Here is a 24629-nt window from a genome sequence, read left to right as displayed (position 1 = left end):
ATCCTCTTCAGGGGGTGGAGGGCCAGCTGGGCGGGTCGACGCGCAGCGCCGTCACCAGCCACCGCACGAACTCGAGGTCCTGCTCGACCAGGTAGAAGTGACCGCCGGGCATCTGCCGCAGCTCGAAGTCCCCCGTCGTGCATTCGCTCCAGCCACGGGCCTCGTCCGCGTCCACCTCGTGGTCGTCGAGGTTGATCACCGCCGCGATGGGGGTGCGGATCCGGCCGGGCGAAGCCGGGCGGTACCTCTCGATGAGCCGGTAGTCGGCCCGGATGGTGGGCAGCACCAGCTGGCGGATGGCCGGGTCCTCGAAGCGGGCGGCCGAGGCTGCGTTCAGGCCGACCACGTCCGCGATCAGTCCCTCGTCGTCCATCCGGTGCACCGCGTTGGGCCGTTGCCGGTGGGGGGCGGGATGCGCGGACAGGATCAGCCGGGTGGGGTTCTTGCCGCGCCGCTCCAGCCGCCGGGTGACCTCGTAGGCGACCGCGGCGCCCATGCTGTGCCCGAAGACGGCCGTGGGACGGTCGACGGCCGGCGTCAGTGCCGTGGCGAACTGGTCCGCCAGCAGTTCGAGGGTGTCCGGCAGGGCCTCGCCGAGGCGGTCCTCCCGGTCCGGGTACCGGGCGATGACGAGTTCGACCCAGTCCGGGAAGTGCCGCAGCCACCGCTGGTAGAAGCTTGCGCCGCCTCCGGCGTGCGGGAAGCACACCAGCCGCAGCCGCGCCGCCGGTCGCGGACGGTAGACGCGGTAGCAGTCCTCGTAGCGAACCGCCGCGCCCTGCCGTGTCGTCAGATCCGTGCTGTTCATATCGCTCCCTCGTCCTGCGGAACCAGTTGTTCGAGCGGCACGTCGTGGACGCTCAGTTGGACGACGCCCGGATCTCCGGCCAGAGCCTCGCCGGCGCGCGACGCGTCCAGCACGTCGGCGGCGAAGTGGACGCCCGCCGGGACGTGGCCGCGTACCACTTCGTCCACGGCCACCGCCGCCGCGGCCGCGACGAGTTCCGCGGCTCCGCCGGCCCGCAGCACCAGCGAGCGGGTCATCGCCCCGCCGTTTCCGCGCCCGTCGAGCTGGCAGAGCAGGACGACCCGCGGGGTACGGCCCAGCAGGTCGAACTCCGCCGCGCGGCAGAGCCGTTCCGCCGCCGCCGCGAGGCCGTCCCCGGTGAGTCCGGGCAGCCCGCCGAGCACGGCCGAGGTCTGCCCGTCGAACAGCACGCTGTACCAGTCGCCGTCTCGGAGGCCGAGCCGCAGCGCGGTCCGGCGTGCCTCCGGCGACAGGTAGGGGTGGACCGTCACCGGTTCGGTGAATCCGGGCAGGGCGCGGTCGGCCGCGCGCCGTAGCGCCCCCGAGCGCGGTGCCCCGGAACGCCAGGCCGCGAACGACTCGTCACCGCCCGCGGCGATGCCCGCGGCGAAGTCGTAGGCGCCGGCCCGGCCGATCCGGTCCCGCACGGCGTGGTACACGGTGAGGCGGTCCACCTGCGTGAACCCGTGACCCGCGAGGTAGCGCGGGAGCAGGCCGGTCAGACCGGGGATCATTCCCGCGGAGAGCAGCACGCTGCCGGTGCCCACCACGGACGAGCGGGTCATCCGCGCGTACACGGGGTCGTCGCCACCGACGTCGACGTACCGCGCGCCGGCCCGGATCGCCGCCACCGCGACGCGGTCCATGAGCAAACGGGACGGGCCGGCGCAGTTGACCACCACATCGGAAGCGGCGCAGAAGTCGCGCAGCGACACCGGGTCGTGGGCATCGGCCTCGACGGCACGTCCTTCACCCCGCAGCACTCCTGCGACCACGGCCTCGGCCGCCGCCACGTCGCGGCCTCCGATGAGCACCTCGCCGGCGCCGCGTTCCCGGAGTCTCGCCGCGACCTCCCGGCCGACGGCACCGGCTCCGCCGAGCAGCCCGATCCTGGGCGCCCGGCTCACCGGTCCCGCCCTTCCAGCAGGGCGGCCAGGGCCGCCATCGGCGACCGCGGCTGCTGCTGTACCGTCCGGAGATCGACGCAGCCGGCATCGGTCAGCTCCGCAGCCAGTGCCTTGCCCAGCGGATGCGGCACGGCGCCGGTGTCGATCAGCCGGACCGGTCCCGAGTACGGCAGCGGAGCGTGCCCGTGCAGCGCCCGCACCGTCTTGCGGAACAGTTCGAGCCGTGTGCCGATGGGGGTCCGCGTACGCAGCCCGGCCGCGAGGCCCATCGCCTCCAGCCGCTCGGACGGCCGGCGCGACCGCAGCGGGTGGTCGTCCGGCACCGGTTCGCCCGGGGTGTGACCGAACTCCGCCGTTCCGAGACCGAGTTCGACAGCGAGCAGGCTTTCGAGCCACACCTCGTCCGTCACCTGCTCGTCGACCCGGTAGCCGTCGACCAGCACCACCTCGTCGACCTCGGTCCCCAGGTCGCGCAGGGTCCGGGCGACCTCCAGCGCGAGGACCGCCGCGGCACCGGCTCCGACCACCGTGACGGCGGCGGGGCTCTCCGCGCGCACCAGCCGCGCGTATCCGGTGGCCCTGCGCCGGATCAGCACCTCGTCAGAGGTCCGCGCATAGCCGTCGGAGTGACCCGCGGACAGCCCGTAGACCTTGCGCCCGGGATCGAGCAGGCCGGACAGCTCGCCGTACCGGTCGAGCTCGCCGGTGGCGTCGTGCACCAGCAGCACGGCGGGCTCGGTTTCGCCGGTGCCCATCCGTCGGAGCGGGGAAACGGTCCTGTCGGCCCCCGTCTCCGGCGGTGCCTCGACCTGGGATTCGAGGAACTCGGCCATCGCGGCCACGGTCGGCGCGGGCAACAGCTGGCGCACCAGGGTGTCGAAGAACATGCCCGCCGCCTGCGGCACGCGCGCCCGCAGCTGCGCGACGAGCTGCGTCGACAGCAGCGAGTTGCCGCCGAGCACGTAGAAGTCGTCGTCGCGCCCCACACGCTCGACCTGGAGGATCTCGGCCCACAGTTCGGCGAGGACGGTCTCCAGCCCTTCGCGGGGCGCTTCGCTTCCGGCGGCCGGCGCACTACCGGGGATCTCGGCCAGTTCGGCGGTCAGCGCACGCCGGTCGATCTTGCCGTTCTCGGTGACCGGCAGGCCGGGCAGTGTGCGGATCACCGCCGGGCACATGTACTCCGGCAGCAGCTCGCGAAGGTGCTCCTCGATCCGCGGTTCACCGGTGGCCGGGGCCGTGGTGTCGTACTCGACGAACGCGACGAGTCGGCGCCGCAGCGCCTCGTCGCCGTCCACGAGGACCACCGCGGCACGCACCGCCGGATGGCCGAGCAGAGCCGCTTCCACTTCGGCGAGCTCCACCCGGTGTCCCCGGATCTTGACCTGGTGGTCCTCGCGGCCGAGGAACTCGATCGCTCCGGTGGGCAGATAGCGGCCGAGGTCACCGGTCCGGTACAGCCTGCGGCCGGTCGCCGGGTGGGTGAGGAAGCGTTCGGCGGTGCGCCCCGGATCGTTGAGATAGCCCAGGGCCAGCCCGTCCCCGCCGATGTACAGCTCGCCCGCCACCCAGTCGGGGCAGTCCCTGAGCCCTTGGTCGAGGACGTGGAACGTCTGATTGCGCAGCGGGTAGCCGTACGGGATGCTCGGCGCGTCGGGGTCGACGTCACCGATCGGGTAGTGGATCGACCAGATCGACGCCTCGGTGGCGCCGCCCAGTGAGATCAAGCGCAGGCCCGGGATCCGGGCCCGGATCTCGTCGGGGAGGTTCACCGGGATCCAGTCGCCGGACAGCAGGGCCAGGCGCAGCGTGCCGGTTCCGGGACCGGGTTGCGCGTCCAGGTAGTGCCCGAGCATCTGCAGTTGTGCGGGAACCGAGTTCCACACGGTCACTTCGTGGCGTTCGACCAGCTCGGCCCAGTGCCCGGGATCGCCGCGGCGGTCCGGTGCGGGCAGCACCAGTACCCCACCGATGCCGAGCGGTCCGAAGATGTCGTACACCGACAGGTCGAAGCTCAGGTTCGCCAGCCCGAGCACACGGTCGGCGGGCGCGATCCCGAAGCGCTCGTTCATGTCCGCGACCGTGTTCGCCGCGGCCTGGTGGGTGATCACCACGCCCTTGGGCACGCCCGTCGAACCCGACGTGTAGATGACGTAGGCCACGTCGCCGGGCCCGACCCGGCGCTCGGTGGTGTCCGGGAGACCGGCGTCGGCGGGCAAGGTGTCGAGCGCGATGCCCCGCACCTGTTCCGGCACGGTGTCGTCGGCGCGGGCACCGACGAGGAACCGTGCCCGGGAGTCCCGGAGGATGACGTCGCGCCGCGCGATGGGCTGCCCCATGTCGATCGGCAGGTACGCACCGCCGGCCGCGAGGATGCCGAGCACCGCCGCGATCTGGTCGAGTCCCTTGTCCAGGGCGACGGCCACGATGTCGCCCGGCGCGGCGCCCGCCGTGCGCAACGCCGCCTCGACGGCGGTCGCGCGGCCGCAGAGGGCGCGGTAGGTGTGCGCGCCCTCTGCGTCGATGACGGCCGTCCTGTCCGGGTGCTGCCGCGCGGTGGCGAACACCGGCTCGTGCAGCAGGACCGAGGGCAGCTCGCCGGCCGTCGCGTTCACTTCGGCTCGCCGTGCGGCCTGTGCCGCGGGCAGCGGGACGGGCTCGGTGTCGGCCCAGGCCGCCGGCCCGGTGGCCAACCGCTCGAGCAACCCCGTGAAGGCTTCGAACATCGCCTCCACCAGGCCGGCCGGGAAGACCTCGTCGCGGACGTTCCAGTTCAGCAGCAGCGCGCCGTTGCGCTCCATGACCTGGCAATCGATCCAGACCTGGGGCGTCTGGGTGATGCTGAAGCCGACCTCGCCGGCGGCCTGCTGTTCGTGCTCGGAACCGCCGATCGCGCTGGTGAACACGACCGGCATGACGGCCTCGTCCCGGCTGCGCCGCCGGACCAGCTCACGGATGGTCTCGATGCCCGAGTAGAGCCGGTGGTCCATGTCGTCGAACAGCTGCTGCCCGAGACGCCGTGCGCGCACCGCGAACGACTCGCCGTCCCCGGGCCGGACGGCCAACAGGGTGACTGCGGTGAAGTCGCCGAAGAGCTCCTCCACCTGAGGGTGCAGCGGCAGACGGTTGTGCAGGGTCAGGTTCAAGGTGCACTCGGGACGTCTGCTGAACCGTCCGACGACGTCCGCGAACGCGGCCATGACGGCGCCCGACGCGGTCAGCCCGGCGGCACCGGCGCGCTCCCTGAACGCGGCCCAGTTCGCGGCGTCCAGGCTGCCGACGTGCCGGTGGAAGGTCGGCGCGGCGTCGAGCCCGGTCGTGGTGGGCAGTTCCGGTGCGGGCGGAAGGTCGTCGATGCGCTCCAGCCAGTAGTCGCGGTCCCGCTGGTAGCGCGGGGATTCGAGCAGCGCCCGCTCGGCGAGCACGTAGTCCCGGTACGTGATGTCGCACGGCGGCAACGCGTACTGGGGGTCAGCCTGCAGCCGGTCCAGCTGGCGCAAGAGGCGCTGGATGCTCGTCCAGTCCGCCATCAGGAAGTCGAGTGACAGGTGCAGGATCGCCCGGTCGGGCGTCTGGGTGACGCGCACCTCGAACAGCGGCCATTCACCGGTCGAATGCATCTTGTGGCCGAGTTCGTGGCGCTCCTCGCGCAGCCGCGCCTCGACTGCGTCGACGCTCTCGCCGCGCAGGTCTGCGACGGGGATCCGGTAGTACGGCACCGTGGGCAGCACCTGCTGGTAGCCCTCCTGGTGGACCACCAGCCGCAGCATGTCGTGGTGCTCGATCAGGCGGTTCCAGCCCTGCTCCACCCGGGCGGAGTCCAGGGAGGGGTGCTCGACCTCCATGTAGAGGTGGCAGGCGACACCGCCGTACGCGTATCCCTGCTGGCGACCGACCAGGTACGCCGCCTGCACGTCGGTCAGCGGGAACGGCTCGTAGCGGTTCTCGGGATCCGGGACGATGGTGGGCAATCGGTCGCCGCGCAGCTGGTCGAGCAGTTCCTCCTTCGCGGCACGCATCCGCTCGATGCGGTCGGGCGTCAGAGCACCCTTCGGCGCCCGGTAGCGCAACTGGCCGGCGTCCTCCCACAGTTGCACCCCCGCGGCGGACAACTCGGCGATCAGGTCTTGAGTACTCACAGGACACCGTCCTCCATCGAACCGTCGGCCGCTCCGACCGTCTCCAGGCTCGCGTCGATCGACGCGGCGACTGCTGCCACGGTCGGGTCCTGGAACATCTGCCGGAGCATCAGTTCCACGCCGAACCGGGCACGAATGGCCTCGGCGAAGCCCGTGGCGGTGAGGCTGTCACCGCCGAGGGCGAAGAAGTTGTGCGCCCTGCCGATCTCGGGCACGTGCAACAGCTCCGACCACATCTGCGCCACCGTCTCCTCCATCGGGGTCCGCGGCGCCTCACCCCCGTCGCCCTGATCGGGCTGTTCGGCGAACAGCGCCCCGAGGCGCGTGCGGTCGATCTTGCCGTTGGCGCTGAGCGGCAGCGCCGGGAGCATCAACAGCCGTTCGGGCACCATGTGCGCCGGCAGTTGCTCCCGGACGAGCGCCAGGACCTCGGGTTCCCTGACGACCGGCAGGTCCGCGGCGGTGCGCGCCACCAGCAGCATGAGCGAGGTGTCGTCCCGCTCGGTGATGGTGACGTCGCGGAGCCCGCCCTCGTGGAGGACGTCCGCCCAATCCGACTTGTCGAGCAGCGGCCCGGTGGAGCCCGCCCGTCCTGCGGCGCGAACGCGTTCTCCCGGGCCGGGCGAGAACCCGTGCTCGATGAGACCGGCGGTCAACAGACCGATGGGCGCCAGCTCCGCGTGTTCCAGGCCGATCAGGATGCCGCCGGGAACGAGCAGCTGGCGTGCCTCGGCCGCGCCCGCGACCGGGTCGGCGTACCGGTGCAGCGAGTTGTTCGCCAGTACGAGGTCGAAGGCGTGCCGCGCCTCGGACGGCAGGACGCCGTCGCGCACCGCGCGGAAGGCCGTGTGGTGCGGCAGGTCCGCGAGACGTTCCGCGGCCGACTCCAGCAGCCGCGGTGCCGCGTCGAACAGGGTCAGCTCGATGGCTCCGGTTGCGACCGTCTCCAGCAGTCGCCGGGCGGCGGCGCCCGAGCGGGCACCCAGTTCGGCGACCCGTACGGGGCGGCCGAGTTCGGCCGCGAGGGCGCCGATGGCGTCCGCCGCACCGCGCAGCGCGCTCTCGGTGTCCGGCCGGTGGGTGACCGTCGCCTCCGGTGACATCACCGGGTCCTCGACCAGGACCAGTGGATCGCGTTCGCCGCGCAGGATGCCGGTGAGCGTCCCGGTCATGTCGGCGAGGCGGTCGGCGATGGTGCGCGCGGCGCCGGTGGCCCGTTCCAGGTTGGCCTGCCACGTCCGCGGATCGAGGGCGGTCTGCCAGCGCTCACCGGCTGCGTACGCGTCGCGCTCGCCCGTCAGTACCTCCCGCATGACGAGCCAGTCCAGCCAGAGCCGCAGTGCGCCCCGCATGTCGTCGGCGGTGCCGAGGGTGCGGGCCACCTCGCCGAGGGCCGCCGGGCTGTGGCTGATTCCCGCGCTGATCACGCCCGCCATCCAGGACTCGATCAGGGCCGCCTCCACTTCCGCGGAATCGGCGGCGGTTCCCGTGGTGATCTCCACCGTGGGTGTCGCGGCGGTCAGGACGTCGGGCGTGCCGGTTGCCCCGGTGGCGTCGGGCACGACGGCGGCGACGAGTTTCTGCTGGTTGCCGGTGCCGGTGGTCATGACGACGGCGCGGCCGATGTGCGGATGGGCCTCAAGCACCGACTCGATCTCACCCAGCTCGATCCGGAAGCCGCGGACCTTGACCTGGTGGTCGGCGCGGCCGAGGAACTCCAGGGTGCCGTCGGACCAGAACCGGCCGAGGTCGCCGGTGCGGTACCAGCGTTCTCCGTCCCGCTGGACGAACTTCTCCGCGGTCTTGGCCGGATCGCCGCGGTATCCCTCGGCGACGCCCGCACCGCCGATCCACAGCTCGCCGGGGACCCAGTCGGGGCAGTCCCGGCCGGCCTGGTCGACGACGCGGTAGCGCTGGTTCCGCAAGGCGAATCCGTAGGGGATCGATCGCCAGTCCTCGGGGACGCGATCGACCTCGATCGCGTTGGACCAGATCGCTGCTTCCGTGGCACCGCCCATGGCGATGAACCGGCCGTCGGGACGGCGTTCCTTGAAGCGGCCGGGCAGGTCGAGCCCGACCCAGTCGCCGGAGACCAGGACCAGCCTCAGCCGGTCGTCGAGCGCGCGTGCCTCGGCGACGGAGACGTACATGTCGAAGAGGGCCGGGACGCTGTTCCAGATCGTCACCTCATGGCGACGGCACAGCTCGACCCAGCGCTGGGCCTCACGCCGGTCGCCTTCCTCGATGAGTACCAGCGCGCCGCCCACGGCCAGGAGTCCGAACATGTCGTAGACCGACAGGTCGAAATCGGCGGCGGACACGGCCAGTACCCGGTCGTCGGCTCCGACGTCGAAGCGCTCGTTGATGTCCTCGACGGTGTTGACCGCCGCCCGGTGCGAAACCTCGACGCCCTTGGGCCGGCCCGTCGAACCCGACGTGAAGATCACATATGCCGTGTCCGACGCCCGGCGGGCCACCGGCGCCGACAGGCCGTTCGACGTGGAGCTCAACTCCCCCAGTTCCAGGACCTGCACACCGGACGGCCAGGAGCCGCCGGCCCCGTCGACGACCGCGAACCGCGCGTCGGCGGCCTCGAGCATCAGCGACCGGCGGGCCGCCGGCTGGTCCACGCCGACCGGCACGTACACGCCGCCCGCGGCCAGCACACCCAAGATCGCGGCGACCTGGCCCGGTCCCTTCGGTACCGTCACCGCGACCGCGTCACCGGGCTCGACACCGTGCGCCGTCAGGCCGCCTGCGATCCGCAGCGCCCGTTCGGCGAGCTCGCCGTACGACAGTTCGCCGTCCTCGCCCCACACCAGAGCGGCCCGGCCGGGCTCCGTGGACGCACGCTCGAAGAACCCCTGGTGCAGCAGACGGCCGCTCTCCGGAGCCCCGGTCTCACCCACCCGCGCACGCACGGATCGCTGTCCGGCCGGCAGCCCCACCGGAGCGGCCTGCGACCAGTCGCCCTCGACCAACCACTCCAGCACTCCGCAATACGCCTCGAACATCCCCTCCACCACGGCCTCGGGGAACAGCCCTTCCACGAAGTCCCAGTTCAGATAGACACCGTCGGGGTGTTCACGGACCTGGTGGTCGAGCCACACCTGCGGGGTCTGGGAGATGCCCCAGCAGACCTCCGCGTGCTTGTCGGGACCCAGGTCGGGCAGCCCCTCGACGATGCCCAGCGCGCTGGTGAAGACCAGCGGCATGCTCACCTCCGCCGTACCGGCCCGACGGGCCATTTCCCGTAGCACCCAGGTGGCCGGGACGGCCTGGTGGTCGAGGTCCTGCCACATCTGCTCCTGCAGCGCGCGGGCCCTGTCAAGCAGTCCGGAGCCGGGCTCGGGGCGGTAGGAGACCAGAAGCAGCGAGGTGAAGTCGCCGAGGATGTTGTTGATGTCGGGGTGGACCTCGCGGCGCTGGAAGGTGGTCAGCACGAACGTCATGTCGGGGCGGGTGCTCCAGGCACCGAGGACCTCCGCGTAGCAGGTCAACAGCAGCGCTGACGGGGTCAGCCCGTACTGCCGGGCCCGCTCGGTGATGCGTGCCCACCGTTCGGATTCCAGCCACTTGTCGTTGCGCGCGAACCGGGGCCGCTCGATGTGCATCGGGTCGGTGGCCAGCGGCAGCTGCGGGGCGGGCGGCAGGTCGTCCAGACGGGACAGCCAGTACTCCCGGGCCGCGTCGACCTCGGCCTCGGGGAATTGCGCGTTCAGCTGGTAGTCGCGGAACGACACCCCGACCGGACGCAGCGTCGCCTGCGGGTCTTGGTAGAGCTGTTCCAGCTCCGTCATGAGGATCAGCACGCTCAGCGCGTCGAGGATCAGGTTGTCCAGACCCACGCCCAAGCGGGTCCGCTGCCCGTACCGCACCGCGCGCACGTCGAACAGGGGCCAGACGGTGGGGTCGAAGACGCGGTGCGACATGGTGCTGCGCAGCTGGTCGAGCTCCTCGTCACCATCGGTCGCCGCGTCCTGGACGGCAATGGTGAACCGGGGCACGGACGGCTGGATCCGCTGCATGCCCTGGTCGTCGAAGACGGCTCGGAGGATCTCGTGCCGTTCGATGAGGGTGTTCCAGGCGCGCTCCAGCCGGTCGAGGTCGACGTCGGTGCCGTCGAACTCGGTGTAGAAGTGGCATCCGACGCCGCCCAGGGTGAATTCCGGGCGGCGGCCGAACCAGTACGCGCGCTGGACGTCGGTGGCCGGGAAGGGCTCGTACCTGGCCGCCTCGTCGGCGTCGAACCGCACGACGGCCGCGCCGGATTCCTCGGACCGGAGAAGTGCGGCGAAGTCGGCGAGCACGGGGTGGGTGAACAGCAGTCGCAGTTCCGCGCCGGCGATGCCCTCGGACATCAGGCCGGCGATCATCCGGGTTCCGATGAGGCTGTCACCGCCACAGTGGAAGAAGTCGTCCGTACGGTGCACCTGTTCCAGGGACAGCAGCTCGGTCCAGAGCCGGGCGACCGTTTCCTCCATCGGTCCACGGGGAGGTTCCGCGGCGACCGCGGCGACCCCCTGCTCGGCCAGTGCGGCGAGTTCGGCAACGACCCTCGCGCGGTCCACCTTGCCGTTCGCGGTCAACGGGAGGTCCGCGGTGACGACCAGCCGCTCCGGCACCATGTGACCGGGCAACCTGTCACCGGTCCATTCGCGCACCGCCTCGACGTCCACCGCCTCGCCCTCGGGGTGGGTGACGACGGCAGCGACGATCTTCTGCTGCGTACCCGTACCGACAGCGGCGACGACGGCACGGCCGATGTGCGGATGGGCCTCCAGCACCGCCTCGATCTCACCGAGCTCGATCCGGAAGCCCCGGACCTTCACCTGGTGATCGGCCCGTCCCAGGAACTCCAGCGTGCCGTCCGACCAGAACCGCCCCAGGTCACCCGTCCGGTACCACCGCTCACCGTCCCGGACCAGGAACTTCTCCGCCGTCTTCGCCGCATCACCGCGATACCCCTCGGCGACACCCACCCCACCGATCCACAACTCACCGGGCACCCAGTCCGGGCAGTCCCGACCCACCGGGTCCACCACCCGGTACCGCTGATTGCGCAGCGCGAACCCGTACGGAATCGAACGCCACTCCTGCGGCACCCGCTCGACCTCGAGCGCGTTCGACCAGATGGCCGCCTCCGTCGCACCGCCCATCGCGACGAACCGGCCCTCGGGACATCGCGCCCGGAAACGACCCGGCAGATCCAGACCGACCCAGTCACCCGAGACCAGGACCAACCGCAACCGGTCGTCCAGCCCCCGCGCCTCCGCCACCGACACGTACATGTCGAACAACGCCGGCACGCTGTTCCACACCGTCACCCCGTGACGACGGCACGACTCCACCCAGCGCTGCGCCTCACGCCGATCGCCCTCCTCGATCAGCACCAGCGCACCGCCCACCGCCAGCAACCCGAACATGTCGTACACCGACAGATCGAAGTCAGCCGCCGACACCGCCAGAACCCGGTCCTCGGCACCCACGTCGAAACGCTCGTTGATGTCCTCGACCGTGTTCACCGCCGCGCGGTGCGACACCTCCACGCCCTTGGGCCGGCCCGTCGAACCCGACGTGAAGATCACATACGCCGCCTCCGACACCTGGCGGGTCACCGGCGCCGACAGTCCGGCAGACCGCACCAACTCCCCGTACTCCCACACCCTCACGCCCGACGGCCACTCCCCCGCCGCCCCGTCCACCACCGCGTGACGAACGCCCGCGGCCTCGAGCATCAACGCGCGACGCACCGCGGGCTGGTCCACGCCCACCGGCACGTACACACCACCGGCCGCCAACACGCCCAAGATCGCGGCGACCTGCTCCGGGCCCTTCCCCACCGTCACCGCGACGGCATCACCCGGTAACACCCCACCGGCGACCAAACCACCGGCCACCCGCAACGCCCGACCGGCAAGCTCCCCGTACGACAGCTCGCCGTCCTCACCCCACACCAGAGCAGCCCGACCGGGCTCCGCACCAGCCCGCTCGAAGAACCCCTCGTGCAGCAGGCGACCGCTCTCCGGTGCACCCGTCTCCCCCACCCGAGCACGCACCGCCCGCTGCCCCACCGGCAGACCCACCGGAGCCGGACCGGACCAGTCACCCTCGACCAGCCAGTCCAACACCCCGCAGTACGCCTCGAACATTCCCTCCACCACGCCCTCGGGGAACAGCCCGTCCACGAAATCCCAGTTCAGATAGACACCGCTCGCCATGTCCATGAGCTGGTGGTCGAGCCACACCTGCGGGGTCTGCGTGATCGAGTACCCGAGTTCACCGAAGGACTGGCGGAAGCGCCCGCTGAGCAGCTCTCCGCCGCCGGCGTTGCTGGCGAACACGACCGGGGCGGTCTGTACCTCCAGGTCCGTGTGGCGCGAGATGTCGCGGAGAACCTCGACGGCGGAGTAGGCGCTGTGGGAGATGTCGGTCTGGAACCGCTGCTGCACCGCGCGGACGCGGTCGAGGAAGGAACCACCGGTCAGATCGACGTCGAGCAGCACCAGATTGGTGAAGTCGGCGATCATGCCGGCGACATCGTCGTGCAGGGCGACCCGGTCGAACAGCGGCAGGTTCAGCAGCAACCGCGACTGACCGCTCCACCGCCCGAGGATCTCGGCGTACGCCGTGGCCAGCACCATGGCAGGGGTGACCTGGTTGCGCCGGGCCAGTTGCACCAGGCGCTCGAAGTCCTCGGGCTCCAGCCGGTGCTCCAGGCGCCGGAAGACCGGCCGCTCGATCAGTGCCGGGTCCTGGGCGAGCGGCAGCCGCGGCGCGGAGGGCAGGTCGGGCAGGCGCGACAGCCAGTACGCGCGGTCGCGGACGTACGCCGCGCTGCGGGAGCGCCCCAGGTCCGCGCGGTACTGCGGGAAGCTGTAGGTCAGGGGCTTCAGTGCCGCGGCGCCGCCGGTGTAACACGCGGCGAGGTCGTCGAGGAAGACGTTGAAGCTGAGGACGTCGGCAACCAGCAGGTCCAGCTCGATGTGCAGGCGCGTTCGTCCGCCGGGCAGCAGCGACAGCCGGACGTCGAACACTTCGCCCCGCTCCACGGCCAGCCTGCGGTGCGACAGTCGGGCGCGGATCCGCGTCAGCTCGCGCTCCGTCGCGGCCTCGTCGAGGTCGCGCAGGTCGTGCCGGAGCAGCCCGGTCCATGCCGCCCTCGGCATGATCTGTTGGGTACCGTCGTCAAGGAAGCGTGCCCTCAGCATCGGATGGCGTTCCGTCAGCGCGGACACCGCCCGCTCCAGACCGTCCGCGTCCACGCCGGCCCCGTCGACCTCGAGATAGATGTGGCAGCCCACGCCGCCGAGCACCTGGCCGTCGGTGCGCCCCACCCAGTAGGCGTGCTGGACCGGGCTCAGCTCGAACGGTGCGTCGATGTCGACGTCCACCGCTGTGTCGTGGGCGGGACCGATGGCGGTGCACTCGCTCAGGAGGTCCCACCACTCCGCGATCGTGGGATGGGCGAACAGTTCGCCGACGGTTATGTCGAGCCCTTCGCGGTTCCACAGACTGACCACGCGCATGACGCCGATCGAATCGATTCCGTATTCGATCAGGTTCTCATGCTCATCGAGGTCTTCGGGGTTCTCCTCCAGCAGGTCAGCAACGAGCGAAATCAACTCGTCCTTGCTTGCCGGAATTCGCTGATTCGCGCCGCTGAAACCGGAAGGACTCGCGTCTGCCATGGCGTTCTCCAGTATGTGGGAAATCGGGTACCAATAACTGCCACGAAAACATTGCGGGCCGCCGGACGGCCCCGGAGCGGGGGGCGGTCCGGCGGACCGGTCCTACCGGAAGAGGCGCCTGATGTGCTCGGGCGCCTCCGCCCTGCCCCACGCCACGACCTGCTCCATGACGTCGGGCGTGGCGTCGAAGAAGCGGTTGTCGGGGTTGCTCAGGTCGAGGGGCGTCGGGATGACTTCCGTGTCCCGTACTCGGGCGAGGATCTGCTCGGCGGCGTCCGCGGGCGTCACCTCACCGTCCTCGACGCGCTGGCAGAGCTCCCTCGTGAAGGTGAGCAGGCGGGCGAGGCCCTGGCCGACAGGTGCGGGCAGCCCCGGCGGATCGGACTTCTCCAGATCCCTCAGGGGCCCGTCGTCCTTGGTCTCCAGGAGCAGGCGGTGGGCACGCTCCAGGGCCAGCGACGGCAGGAAGCTGATCGACTTCCACACCTGGCAGACCGCGTTCCACAGGGCGTAGTCGCGGAATCCGACGAAGGAGCTGTAGACCAGGTCGTCGTGGACGTCGAACAGGCCCTGCTGAAGCGCGTCGATGTAGGTGAACCGCTCGGTCGACCAGTCGCCGTCGCGGGACGCCTCGATCAGCCGCCACGCCAGGGCGTTGACGACCTCGAAGGTGTTGTTCAGGCCTCGCGAGTAGAGCGCGTCGATGAACCCCGCCGCGTGTGCGGTCAGGCAGTACCGCTCACCGACCGTCCGCGTCGCGGAGTACTGCAACCGTCCGGTGCTGACCCACGGGCGCACCGCCCGGGCGCCGTCGAACTGTTCGGCGATCTGCGGGTACCGCGCCAGGAAGGCGTCGAACTCCTCCTGCGGGGAGCGGTGGTCCTTCGGGAAGGCCCTCTCGTCCAGCGTCAGACCGACGCTGCACAGCGTGCTGACGGCGCCCTCGTGGTTGTCGAAGGGGATCACCCACAGCCAGCCGCCGTCGAAGACGTGGTGCAGGGTGCCGGCGTGCCACGGGCTGGGCTGGTCGTGCCCCTTCGCTCCCTCGCAGTCGTCGAACGGCTTCACGCCCACCATGTGGGTGAACAGGCTGCGGGAGTGGTGGCGCGCCCGCGTGGGCTCCTCGCGCAGGCCGAACGCGTCGGCCACCGGCGAGCGGAACCCGCTGCCGTCCACCAGGTACTCGGCGTGGAAATCCTCCCCGCGGTCCGATCGCAGCACGACTCCGTCGGGTCCGGTCTCGATGTCCTGGATACGGGTGCCCAGGCTCGCGTCGGCCCCGTAGGAGACGGCGACGTTGAACAGGTAGGCGTCGGTGTCCTGACGGAAGAGGTGGCTCTCGGTGCTGTGCCAGCTGGGGATCTTCAACTGGTTCACCTGGTCGGGGTCCTGGGGCTTGCCCTCCTGGTGGTACACGAAACCGAAGTTCTGCTTGCGGCCGCTCAGGGGGGAGATCTTCGTCTGGATGCCGCGGAAGCTGGCGAGCGAACCGATCTCGGGCACCTGGTAGCGGTCAGCGATGACCTTGATCATGGTCGAGGTGTACGGGATGGTCGATTCGCCCACCGCGAAGCGCGGGTGCGTGCCCGCGTCGATGACCAGCACCTTGACACCGTGCCTCGCCAGCACCGCGGCAAGCGTCCCACCCGCCATGCCCGCACCGAGGATGGCGACGTCGTAGCGCGTCGCGTCCCGCTGTCCGTTGTCCGTCGTGTTCACAGTTCGCCTTTCGGAGCAGTACGTGGCCGGTGTCCTGGTAGGGGCTTCGGAGAGTTCCCGCCCGAACGCGTCCCGCGGCACGGGGAGCCGGGCACGGCCGTGCGGCAGGTGGACGTTGCGGGGTTCGTGCGGACCGACGGCGAACGCCGATCGGATGCCGGGGCATCGGTGCGCGCCCGTCAGTGGCCCTTCACCCGCGGGCGGGTCGGCAGGGGGTCGACACGACGGGCATCAGAGCGCTTCCTGGAGCGCGCGCAGCGCTCCGCGGAAGAAGACCAGCGGTTGCTCGAACCGCGTCGGCAGTCCCATGTCCACCACCTCACTGACGAAGATGGTGTGGTCCCCGACCTCGGTCGCGCTGACCACGCGGCAGGAGAGGAACCCCAGCGCGTCGTCGAGGACGGGTGTCCCCGTCGCGGAGGGGTGGTGCGCCACGTCCCGCAGCGACGCCGTCGCCTTGGCGGCGAACTTCCGCGCGAGCACTTCCTGCTGCGCCGAGAGGAAGTTGACCACGTACGCGCCGGTCCCCTCGACGATCGGACGCAGCCGGGAGTCGTTGTGCAGGCAGATCAACACCAGTGCCGGGTCGAGGGAGACCGACGTGAAGGAGTTGACCGTGGTCCCGGCCGCCTGCGCACCGCTTCCACTGGTGATCACCGTGACGCCGGTCACGAAGTGACCGCAGACACGGCGGAGCATCGCCGTGTCGACGGGTCCGGGCTGGTTCAGCTTCTGAGTGTCCGCCTGCATCAGTCACATGGCCTCTCGGGGTAGGGAGGGCGTCCGACGCCTTCCTCGACGGGATGTGCGCACCATCTGGTCCTGCGAGGCGGAATTCCCCGGCTGAAGCCGCCCCCTTGTCGTATGGTCTTCGCGCAGGTCGACCAGCCGCCCGATCCTTCTCGGCCGGCTTCTCTCACCCTTTCCAGAATCGGAAGGGAGAATTCGACGACATGCACTCGGTGAGATTCGTTCTGCCGCCCTGTGGCCGTCCCGCCACAGGATGGCTCGCACCGAACATTGCCATGCCGCCTCAGGGCTGTCATCAATTCGATGACCACTCGGAGCCAACTGGTGAGGGAGGCAGAAAGCGCCGTGAAGAACGCACGGGCGGGTGAGGAATTCACATGCGTCCGGCTCATCGGAAGTCAGCACTCGACGTGCCGGCCGGAAAGGGTGCCGAGGCCCTCGCCGTGAGGGCCTCGGACGGTGGAGCCCCCTCCCCCTGTGCCCGGCGACGCGTCAGCTTCGCCGTCCGCGCCACGCGGAGACCACGTCGAGTGCCTGCCGGCGATTGAGTCGTGGGTCGCACAGCGTCGTGTACGTCCCGTCCGGGCGCCCCAGCTCCGCCAGCCCGGACGCCTCCGACACGCACTCGGCAATGGGATGCGGCGTAGCCTCCAGATGCAGTCCTCCCGCGACTCCCTTCGCCGCGACGACGGCGTCCTGGAAGCGGACGACCTCACGTACGATCTCGTCGACGCGGCGGGTCTTCAGCCCTCCCGGTCCGGTCACGGTGTTCCCGTGCATCGGGTCCGACAACCAGCTGACCGGGTGTCCCGCGGCCCGTACGGCGGACACCAGTGCCGGCAGCCGTTCGGCCACGGACCCGGCGCCCATCCGCGCGATCAGCGTCAGTCTGCCGGGTATCCGGTCCGGGTCCAGCGCGGCGCACAGGCGCACCAGGTCGTCCGCGGTGCAGGACGGACCGACCTTGCAGGAGACGGGGTTGTCCACGGACGCCAGCAGCCGCACGTGCGCTCCGTCGGGCTGCCGGGTGCGCTCGCCGATCCACGGCCAGTGCGTCGAGGTGAGCAGCAGCCCGCCGTCGATGCCGCGGCGCACCAGGGGGAGTTCGTAGTCCAGGACGAGCGCCTCGTGGCTGGTCCAGGTACGTGCTTCCGGCGCCCCTGCGACCCCGCCGCCGCGGAGCCGCAGTGCGGCCATGGCCATGGCCGCGGCGTCGTAGCACGTCACCATGCGCGACGGCTCCGGGCGGCGGGCGAGCACGTCGGGCTCGGGAGCGTTGACCAGGTGGCCGCGGTAGACGGGCAGTCGCCCGTCTACGCGTTCCATGGGCCGGGAGCGGGGCTTGGCGAACTGGCCGGCGATGCGGCCGACGCGCAGGACGGGCGCGCGGGAGCGCGCGTGCATCGCCTCGGCGAGCTCGTCGAGCAGGTCCGCCTTGCGCAAGACCGGTCCGGCGGCGCACTCCGCCGGGTCTTCCGCGCAGTCTCCGGCCTGCACCACCAGATAGCGGCCTCGTGCGACTTCGGCCAACAGGGCGCGCAGCGTGTCCACTTCCTGCCGGGTGACCAGCGCCGGCCTGGTCGCGAGGGTGTCACGCACCGGAGCGAGGTGGGGGCTTGCAGTCCAGTCGGGCTGCTGTTCGGCGGGCAGTGCGCGCCAGCGTCGTATCTCGTCCGGGGAAAGGGGGGCGCCCTCGTCCCCGGCCAGCAGCAGGGCGCCGCCGTCCGGGGCATGCGTCTTCCTCGGACGGGAGGACGTCGCCGTCATGCGTGCGCCTCTCCCGCCATCGCCGCGGCGGCAGCGCCCACGGGCTCGCCGGCCGGTACCAGGAAGCGCCCGATGCTGCCCATCTTCTCGCAGGTCTCCTCCAGTTCCCGCTCGGGACGGGAGTTCCCCACGATGCCCGCGCCCGCACGCAGCCAGGTGCGTCCGTCCTGCCGGTAGACGCTGCGCAGCACCAGGGCGGCGTCCATGGCCCCGTTCTGGTCCAAGGTCAGGACGGCCCCGCTGTAGAGCCCCCGCACGTCGGACTCGTTGCGGCGGATGCTGTCGTACGCGGCCTGCTTGGGCACCCCCGATGCGGTGACGGCGGGAAAGACCGCGCTGAAGGCGTCCCAGGCGCCCCGGCCGGCGTCGAGCTGTCCGCTCACCCGGGAGGCCAGGTGCTGCACGGTGCCGCGCTCCTTCACGACCATGAACTCTTCCACGTCGACGCTGCCGGGGGCGCACACGTCGAGCAGTTCGTCGTACGCGACCTTCACGGATATCGCGTGCTCGTATATCTCCTTGGGGTCAGCGAGGAGCTCCTCGCGCAGGCGCTCGTTCTCGGCCGGGTCGCCGGTCAACGCCCGCGTTCCGGCGAGGGGTTGGCTGACGACGCGTCCGTCGGGGCCGACCTGGGCGACGATCTCCGGGCTGAAGCCGGTCGCCTCGATGCCGCCGAGGCGGAGGAGGAAGGAACGTGCGGGGTTGTTGCCGCGCCGGCCCGCCAGGTACGTCCCGACGAAGTCGACCTCGAAGTCGACCGGCACCACCCGGGAGAAGATCACCTTCTGGAGGTGCTGGTCGCGTATCGCCTCGACCGCGGCACCCACCGACCGGCGGTAGGCGTCCGCTCCGGCCCGCCGCACGTCCACCGGGGTCGGTTCGGTCCGCAGTTCGTCGCCCTCCTTCATCAGGGCGTCCAGCGCGGCCGTGAGCGTGGCCTGGTCCGCGGAGCGCAGATGGGCCTCGCCGTCCTCGATCCTGATTTCGGTGTGGGGTATGACGAGGTGGAGAAGGCGCTGGTCACCGATGTGCCGCGCGTCTCCGTCCTTGGCGTACGACAGCTCGAACGCCGCCCAGCCGTAGGCGCGCCAGTCCTTGATCCGTACGGCATCGAGAAGGTCCTGCACCTGTTTCAGCGGACAGCCGTCCCACGGCAGCAACACTTCTTCCTGTTGGCGCAGCCGTGCGCCGGTGCGGTCCAGGGTGATCTCGGCGAAGGAGCCGCCCGCGTAGGACCACGTACCGCTGTTCTCGTACACCACGTAGTCCGCGTGCAGGCCGGACGAGGCCAGGCGGGCGACGGCGGTCAGGGGGTCCGAGACCAGCCTCAGCCGCGTCTCGAAGTAGTGCCTGGGGAACTGGTTCATCGCGAACGTCCTTTTCCTCGACAGGTCAGAAGGCAAATGCGAAGCGGGAGTTCACCGCAGGCCGACTGGCGGAACCGCGGGCGGGAGGCACCGGATTCCGAGCAGCCGCGAGTGCGCCCGACTCCGGGACCGGCGGTTCCTCGGGGTGCCCGAGGCCGGCGACCGCTTCCGGCTCGGTCCGCGGCCGTGGACGGCGAGCGGGCCGGGCGGGACGCCCGGCCCGGAGCAGGGGAGCACGAAGGCTGCCCGGAGGTCGGGTGAATGCCGCTCGGTTGACGGGGTGTGGACCGGTGGCCCGGGAGGGAAACCGGTGACACGGGTCACGAAACCATCCGCGCCTGCTCGGCGCGGGCCGCGGTGGGGGACGGGCCACCGCGTACATCAGCGCGCGGAACGAAACAGCGCGGTTTGACTGACAATACACACCATCTCGCCGAGCAGGGTCAGTTCTGCCGGGATGGTGTTCGCGTCCGGGCCCGCGGATCTCCGCTTCCGGTCCCGTGGAACCGGAGGCGTCCCCGGCGCACGGCCGTGCCCCGCGTGCGGTACGGCACTCGGGGCACGGATCAGACGGTCAGGCCGGCGCCCGCCAGTGCGGCGGCCAACAGCTCGCGGCACATGAGGTGCTTGAGGAAGACGTGGCTCACGTCGGCGAAGAGCGTCACCTCGTCGCCGTGGCAGGAGTGGCCCATGATCGAGCAGTTGGCCACCACCTGCGCGTCGGCGCGCAGGTGGGGCCCGGTGGCTCCGCGCGGAACGGTCCAGTCGATGCGGTCGAAGGTGTCGGGCGCCTCGGAGTCGAACAGCTCGGCGGCCGTCCGGGCTCCCCGGGAAAGGACGTTGAGGGCGAACTCGCCGGCGGTGAGCGCCGCGTGGGCCGTGGGGCTTTCGCTGAGCAGGGTCACCATGACGGTGGGCGGTTCTTCGGCCACCGTCGCCAGGAAGGTGCACCTCGCGCCCCAGGGCCGGGCCTCGATGTCGAAGGCGGTGGCGATGGCCACGCCCGTGCGCATGCGTGCCGCCAGGTACTTCAGGCCGTCGGCGCCGGCCGGGCGCATCCGGTTTCCCGCTCGGGTACGCGCTGCTCGGATCATGCGAATCTCCACGCGCTGCTCGTCGGACGGGTACGTGGCACGGGCCACGGTGCCGCGATCCGGTCGGCCGTTCCCCTGCGGCGGGTGACTCGACACCGGAAACTCACGTCATTCATGGCAATCTCCTGAGCTGCAGCGGCGGATATCGTCTCGGCTCTTCGCTCGAACTGCCATCGTGCCGAGAATCTCTATCGGGGCTTAATGGAGCCATATCCTGAATGTATCTTACATATGCCTCGGAAGAGCGTTCTTATGGAATTCTCCGTACGACTGCTCTATTTCGCGCAGAACTTCGCAGGTCGGCCGCCCCGGGCTGCGGCAGGACGAACCCGCGCGGGGCGGCGCCGAGGCTCGGGCATCCGTCGTCGCCGGCCGGCGGCCCGGCCGGTGACGACGTGGGATGTGCGTGGGGGCCGCCGGCCGACCGCGGCGTTCAGTGCTGCCCGGCTCCGTCGGTGTCGGGGACGGTGCGGGGCAGCACCACGAGTGCGACGAGGACGCCGACCACCACGATCACGGCGCCGATGGTCATGCCGAGCGCGTAGCCGTCCGTGAGGGCTTCCAGCGTGCCGGAGTCCCCGGTGCGCGCGTTGGCGGCGGTACCCAGGGCCGCCAAGCCGAGTGCGGCGCCGATCTGGCGTGCGCTGTTGAGCAGAGCGGAGGCGGCGCCCGCCTCGTGGGCCGGGACGCCGCCGGTGGCGAGGGAGGCGATGGGGCCGAGACAGAGCCCGATGCCGATGCTGGCGAGGATCGACGGGCCCAGGACGTCGGCGACGAACGAACCGTCGGCGGTGAACAGGCTGAACCAGGCGAATCCGATGCCCGTCAGCATGCCGCCGATGGCCAGCACCATCCGGGGGGCGAGACGGCCGCCCAGCTTGATGGCGAGAACCGACCCGGCGACGACGCCGAGCGCGAAGGGCAGGAACTGAACGCCGCTCAGGGCGGGGCCGCTCCCCAGCACGCCCTGGAGGTAGAGGGAGATGAAGTAGAAGGCCGACGACATGGCGCCGCCGAGCAGGAGGATGAAGAGGTTGGCGCCGACGACCGAGCGGTGGGTGAACAGACCCAGCCTGATCAGCGGGTCGCGCGAGGTGCTCTTCTCGACGTAGAGGAAGGCGGCCAGCAGGACGACGGCCGCGGCCAGCGTCATGAGGGTCGTCGACGAGGTCCACGGGTACTGGTCGGTGCGGACGACGCCGAAGACGAGCAGGCTCATGCCGGCGGTGGCGAGCAGGGCGCCCAGGACGTCCGGGCGGCCGCGGTCTCCGCTGGGCCCGTCGGCGACGATGCCGCGCCAGGTCAGGGCCAGTGCGATGACGACCATCGGTACGTTGATGAACATCACCCACTCCCAGCCGGCGTACTCGGTGAGCAGACCGCCGATGAGGACGCCGAAGGCCGCGCCCGCGGCGTTCACCGCGCTCCAAACACCGAACGCCTTCACGCGTTCCGGGCCGGACGGGAAGGTCCCGGTCAGCAGCGCCAGCGCGGCCGGGGCCAGCGCGGCGGCCCCGATGCCCTGCGCGGCGCGGGCGGCCACCAGATGCCCCGGTTCCGTCGCGAAACCACCGGCGAGGGAGGCGAGGCCGAACAGGGCGAGGCCGATCAGCACGAGCCGCTTACGGCCGAACAGGTCGGCGATCTTGCCGCCCAGGAGGAGCAGCCCGCCGAAGGTGAGGGCATAGGCGTGGATCACCCAGGTCAGGCCCACCTCGCTGAAGCCGAGGCTCTCCCTGATCTGCGGGAGTCCGACGTTCACGACCGAGAGGTCGAGAGACACCATGAACTGCACGACACTCACCGCGGCAAGTGTGAGCCCCGGCCGGCCACCCCCATCAGTGGCCGGCGTTTCCTTTAACGAATCCGTATTGGTCACAGCGCATCAGTCCTTGGTCATCACGCGTAATGGGGGGAGTTTTCGAACACATTCAGAAAATGACATCTGGGCAGTGTACTGTCGATCAAATAGCCTGAGAAGTGCACTAATCGAGCCAAGAACGACGATCGGCGCGATGTGCGCGGACCACCCAGTGGTGGTCGTGGGGCGGGCAGAGCCGCTCCGGTGGAGCCGGCAGCCACGCGCAGGCACCGGCGGTGAGCTGGCTCAAGGTGTACGGCTCGGCCCACCAGCCGTGACGGGCCAGGAGGCCACCGAAGTCGTCCGGTCCGGGCCGGAACGCGGACCCGCGGGACTCCATGAACGCGAGGAACCCCTCGTTGGACGCGTCCTCGAAGTAGGCGGTGTGCGGTGCGTCGACGAGCAGCACAGAACCGCTGCTCGAAAGCGTCCCGATACGGGTGAGGAGCCGGGTGAAGTGCTCGACTCCCAGGTACGGCACGAGTCCCTCGACGATCCACACCGCGGGTCTGTCGGGCGCGTACCCCGCCTCCTTCAGCCGCCGCGGCCACGTCTCGCCGCGGAGGTCCTCGTCCAACGCCACTCGAAGGCAGCTGAGCTGGTCCTCGAGCGGAGCCAGCAACGCCTCCTTCGCGGCCAGTTGACCCGGCAGGTCGATCTCGAAGAACCGGGTACGGGCAGGAAGGCCGAGGCGCCAGGCCCGCGTGTCGCTGCCCGCCGCCAGGCACACCACCTGCGTGATGCCGTCGGCGACGGCCTGCTCGAGCGCGATGTCGCCGAACCGGCCCCGCACGATCACGGAGCCGATCGTGCCGCCGGCGGCCAGCGCCTCCTCCGCCATCCGCCTCGACCTCGGCGTGCTCAGCAGCGCGGCGTGACGGTCCGACAAGTACGCGTCGGGGCGGTCGTTCTCCATGGCCCTGATGACGGCGGTGATGAAGCTGGTCTCCTTGACGGCTTCGGCACTGTCGCCGAGCCGGCCCGTGCCGGTCATCCCGCACTCCCGTGGTCCTGCAGCGCAGCGTGCTGCCGAAGTCGGTGGACGGAGAGCGTGGGCCGCGAGTTGACCCGGTCCCGGTCGAACCTCCCCGTCACCGCATAGCTGCGGGAGATCTCCGCGAGTTCCTCCTCGCCGAAGACGTCCCCGATCCTCTCGAATCCCCGCGGGGCTCTCTGATGCGCCAACGTGAGCACCCTCTCCGGCCCCATGGACCGATTGATCCGTTGTAGTTCGGTCATCTGGGGCAGGCGCTCGTCCTCGTACGCCCGCAGGGCGTCGCCCGCGTCGGAGTGCGAGGCGAGGTGCCACGCCAGCACCCGTGCGTCGACGATCGCCTGCGTGGCGCCGTTGGACCCGGCGGGGTACATCGCGTGGGCGGCGTCGCCCAGGAGCGTCACACGGCCGAACGTCCACCGCGGGACGGGGTCCCTGTCGATCATCGGGTACCGGTGTATCCGCTCGGTGTCCCGGATCACGCGGACCAGGTCCAGGTCCGGCGGGCGCCAACCGCCGAACTCCCGCAGGAGGAACTCCCGCATCCCCGAGACGCTTTCCCGGGGCGGGGGACACCCCGCGCCGACGGTGGGTTCCGGGACGGCGGCGACCCAGTTGATCAGGCTCCTGTCCCCCGCACCGCGGTCCATCGGGTACAGGACGAACCGTCTCCTGTCGTCGCCCAGGACGGTCATCGACGCTCCGGACAGGAACCCGCTGCCCCAGGTGGTCCCCCGGAGCAGGGTCATGCCGTTCGTCCGGGGAGGGCCCTCGGCGGGGTAGAAGGCCGCGCGCACCGCCGAGTGGATGCCGTCCGCCCCGACGAGCACGTCCGCCTCCACCGTCCGCCGCGCGCCGTCCTCGTGCACGAAGGCACCGCGCGCTCCGTCGAGGCCGACGAGCCGGGCGCCGGTGACTATCGCCCCGCCGCCCAGGCGTCGTCGTACCTCCGCCGCCAGAACCTCCACGAGCCGGGCGCGGGACATCGAGATCTGTGGCCATCCGTAGCCCGCCGACAGCCCTCGGTCCTCCCGCCACACCAGGTCACCCCGCGGGGTACACATCAGCAACTCACGGGCCTGGAGGCCATGTTGCCGTAGCTCGTCCAGGAGGCCGAGCTCAGCCAGCTCGCGCACGGCATTGGGCAGGATGTTCAGACCGAACCCCTGCGCACCGAGGCGGGGAGCGGCCTCGAAGACGGTGACGTCCTCGAACCCCGCGGCATGCAGACTCATCGCGGTCGCCAGTCCGCCGATGCCGGCCCCGACCAGGACGATCCTCATCGCTCGCTCCCCCTCCGCAGAGGCGACCG

12 protein-coding genes are annotated in these 24629 nt (G+C 70.9%); all 12 read right to left on the bottom strand.

Features of this window, described 5'->3' with window-relative positions; genetic code table 11:
- Positions 1-7: 7 nt before the first annotated feature.
- The 12 genes from OG386_RS35105 to OG386_RS35050 all read right to left on the bottom strand — a co-directional run bounded on the left by OG386_RS35105 (position 8) and on the right by OG386_RS35050 (position 24600).
- Positions 8-808: a thioesterase II family protein gene (locus OG386_RS35105; protein ID WP_328791391.1), complete on the bottom strand. Its 801-nt coding sequence runs from the start codon at positions 806-808 to the stop codon at positions 8-10.
- A complete protein-coding gene (locus tag OG386_RS35100) occupies positions 805-1935 on the bottom strand; it encodes a saccharopine dehydrogenase NADP-binding domain-containing protein (protein ID WP_328791390.1) in 1131 nt (376 codons plus the stop codon). Before OG386_RS35100 ends, OG386_RS35105 begins: the two co-directional genes overlap by 4 nt.
- A complete protein-coding gene (locus tag OG386_RS35095) occupies positions 1932-6074 on the bottom strand; it encodes a non-ribosomal peptide synthetase (RefSeq protein WP_328791389.1) in 4143 nt (1380 codons plus the stop codon). The genes OG386_RS35100 and OG386_RS35095 overlap by 4 nt, the downstream gene beginning before the upstream one ends.
- Entirely contained in the window at positions 6071-13765 is a 7695-nt protein-coding gene (locus tag OG386_RS35090; protein ID WP_328791388.1) for a non-ribosomal peptide synthetase, read from the bottom strand. Before OG386_RS35090 ends, OG386_RS35095 begins: the two co-directional genes overlap by 4 nt.
- A gap of 102 nt (positions 13766-13867) precedes the next feature.
- The gene (locus tag OG386_RS35085; protein ID WP_328791387.1) at positions 13868-15484 is read right to left on the bottom strand and encodes an NAD(P)/FAD-dependent oxidoreductase; all 1617 of its coding nucleotides are present in this window, start codon (positions 15482-15484) and stop codon (positions 13868-13870) included.
- A gap of 231 nt (positions 15485-15715) precedes the next feature.
- Positions 15716-16234, bottom strand: a complete 519-nt coding sequence (locus OG386_RS35080) for a flavin reductase family protein (protein WP_328791386.1) — start codon at positions 16232-16234, stop codon at positions 15716-15718.
- A 492-nt stretch (positions 16235-16726) separates the two neighbouring features.
- The gene (locus OG386_RS35075) at positions 16727-18001 is read right to left on the bottom strand and encodes a 3-deoxy-7-phosphoheptulonate synthase (protein ID WP_328791385.1); all 1275 of its coding nucleotides are present in this window, start codon (positions 17999-18001) and stop codon (positions 16727-16729) included.
- The gene (locus tag OG386_RS35070) at positions 17998-19368 is read right to left on the bottom strand and encodes a salicylate synthase (RefSeq protein ID WP_328791384.1); all 1371 of its coding nucleotides are present in this window, start codon (positions 19366-19368) and stop codon (positions 17998-18000) included. The genes OG386_RS35075 and OG386_RS35070 overlap by 4 nt, the downstream gene beginning before the upstream one ends.
- Positions 19369-19934: 566 nt before the next feature.
- A complete protein-coding gene (locus OG386_RS35065) occupies positions 19935-20462 on the bottom strand; it encodes a flavin reductase family protein (RefSeq protein ID WP_328791383.1) in 528 nt (175 codons plus the stop codon).
- 433 nt (positions 20463-20895) lie between these two features.
- Positions 20896-22266 (bottom strand): MFS transporter, encoded by a 1371-nt coding sequence (locus OG386_RS35060; RefSeq protein WP_328791382.1) that lies wholly within the window; start codon positions 22264-22266, stop codon positions 20896-20898.
- Positions 22267-22447: 181 nt separating this feature from the next.
- Complete coding sequence (locus tag OG386_RS35055; RefSeq protein WP_328791381.1) at positions 22448-23317, bottom strand: class I SAM-dependent methyltransferase; 870 nt, start codon at positions 23315-23317, stop codon at positions 22448-22450.
- Positions 23314-24600, bottom strand: a complete 1287-nt coding sequence (locus OG386_RS35050; protein WP_328791380.1) for an FAD-dependent monooxygenase — start codon at positions 24598-24600, stop codon at positions 23314-23316. Before OG386_RS35050 ends, OG386_RS35055 begins: the two co-directional genes overlap by 4 nt.
- Between the last annotated feature and the right edge of the window lie 29 nt (positions 24601-24629).

The organism is Streptomyces sp. NBC_00273 (genome assembly GCF_036178145.1).
Classification (GTDB): Bacteria; Actinomycetota; Actinomycetes; order Streptomycetales; family Streptomycetaceae; genus Streptomyces.
This window is presented reverse-complemented; position numbering and strand designations above follow the sequence as displayed.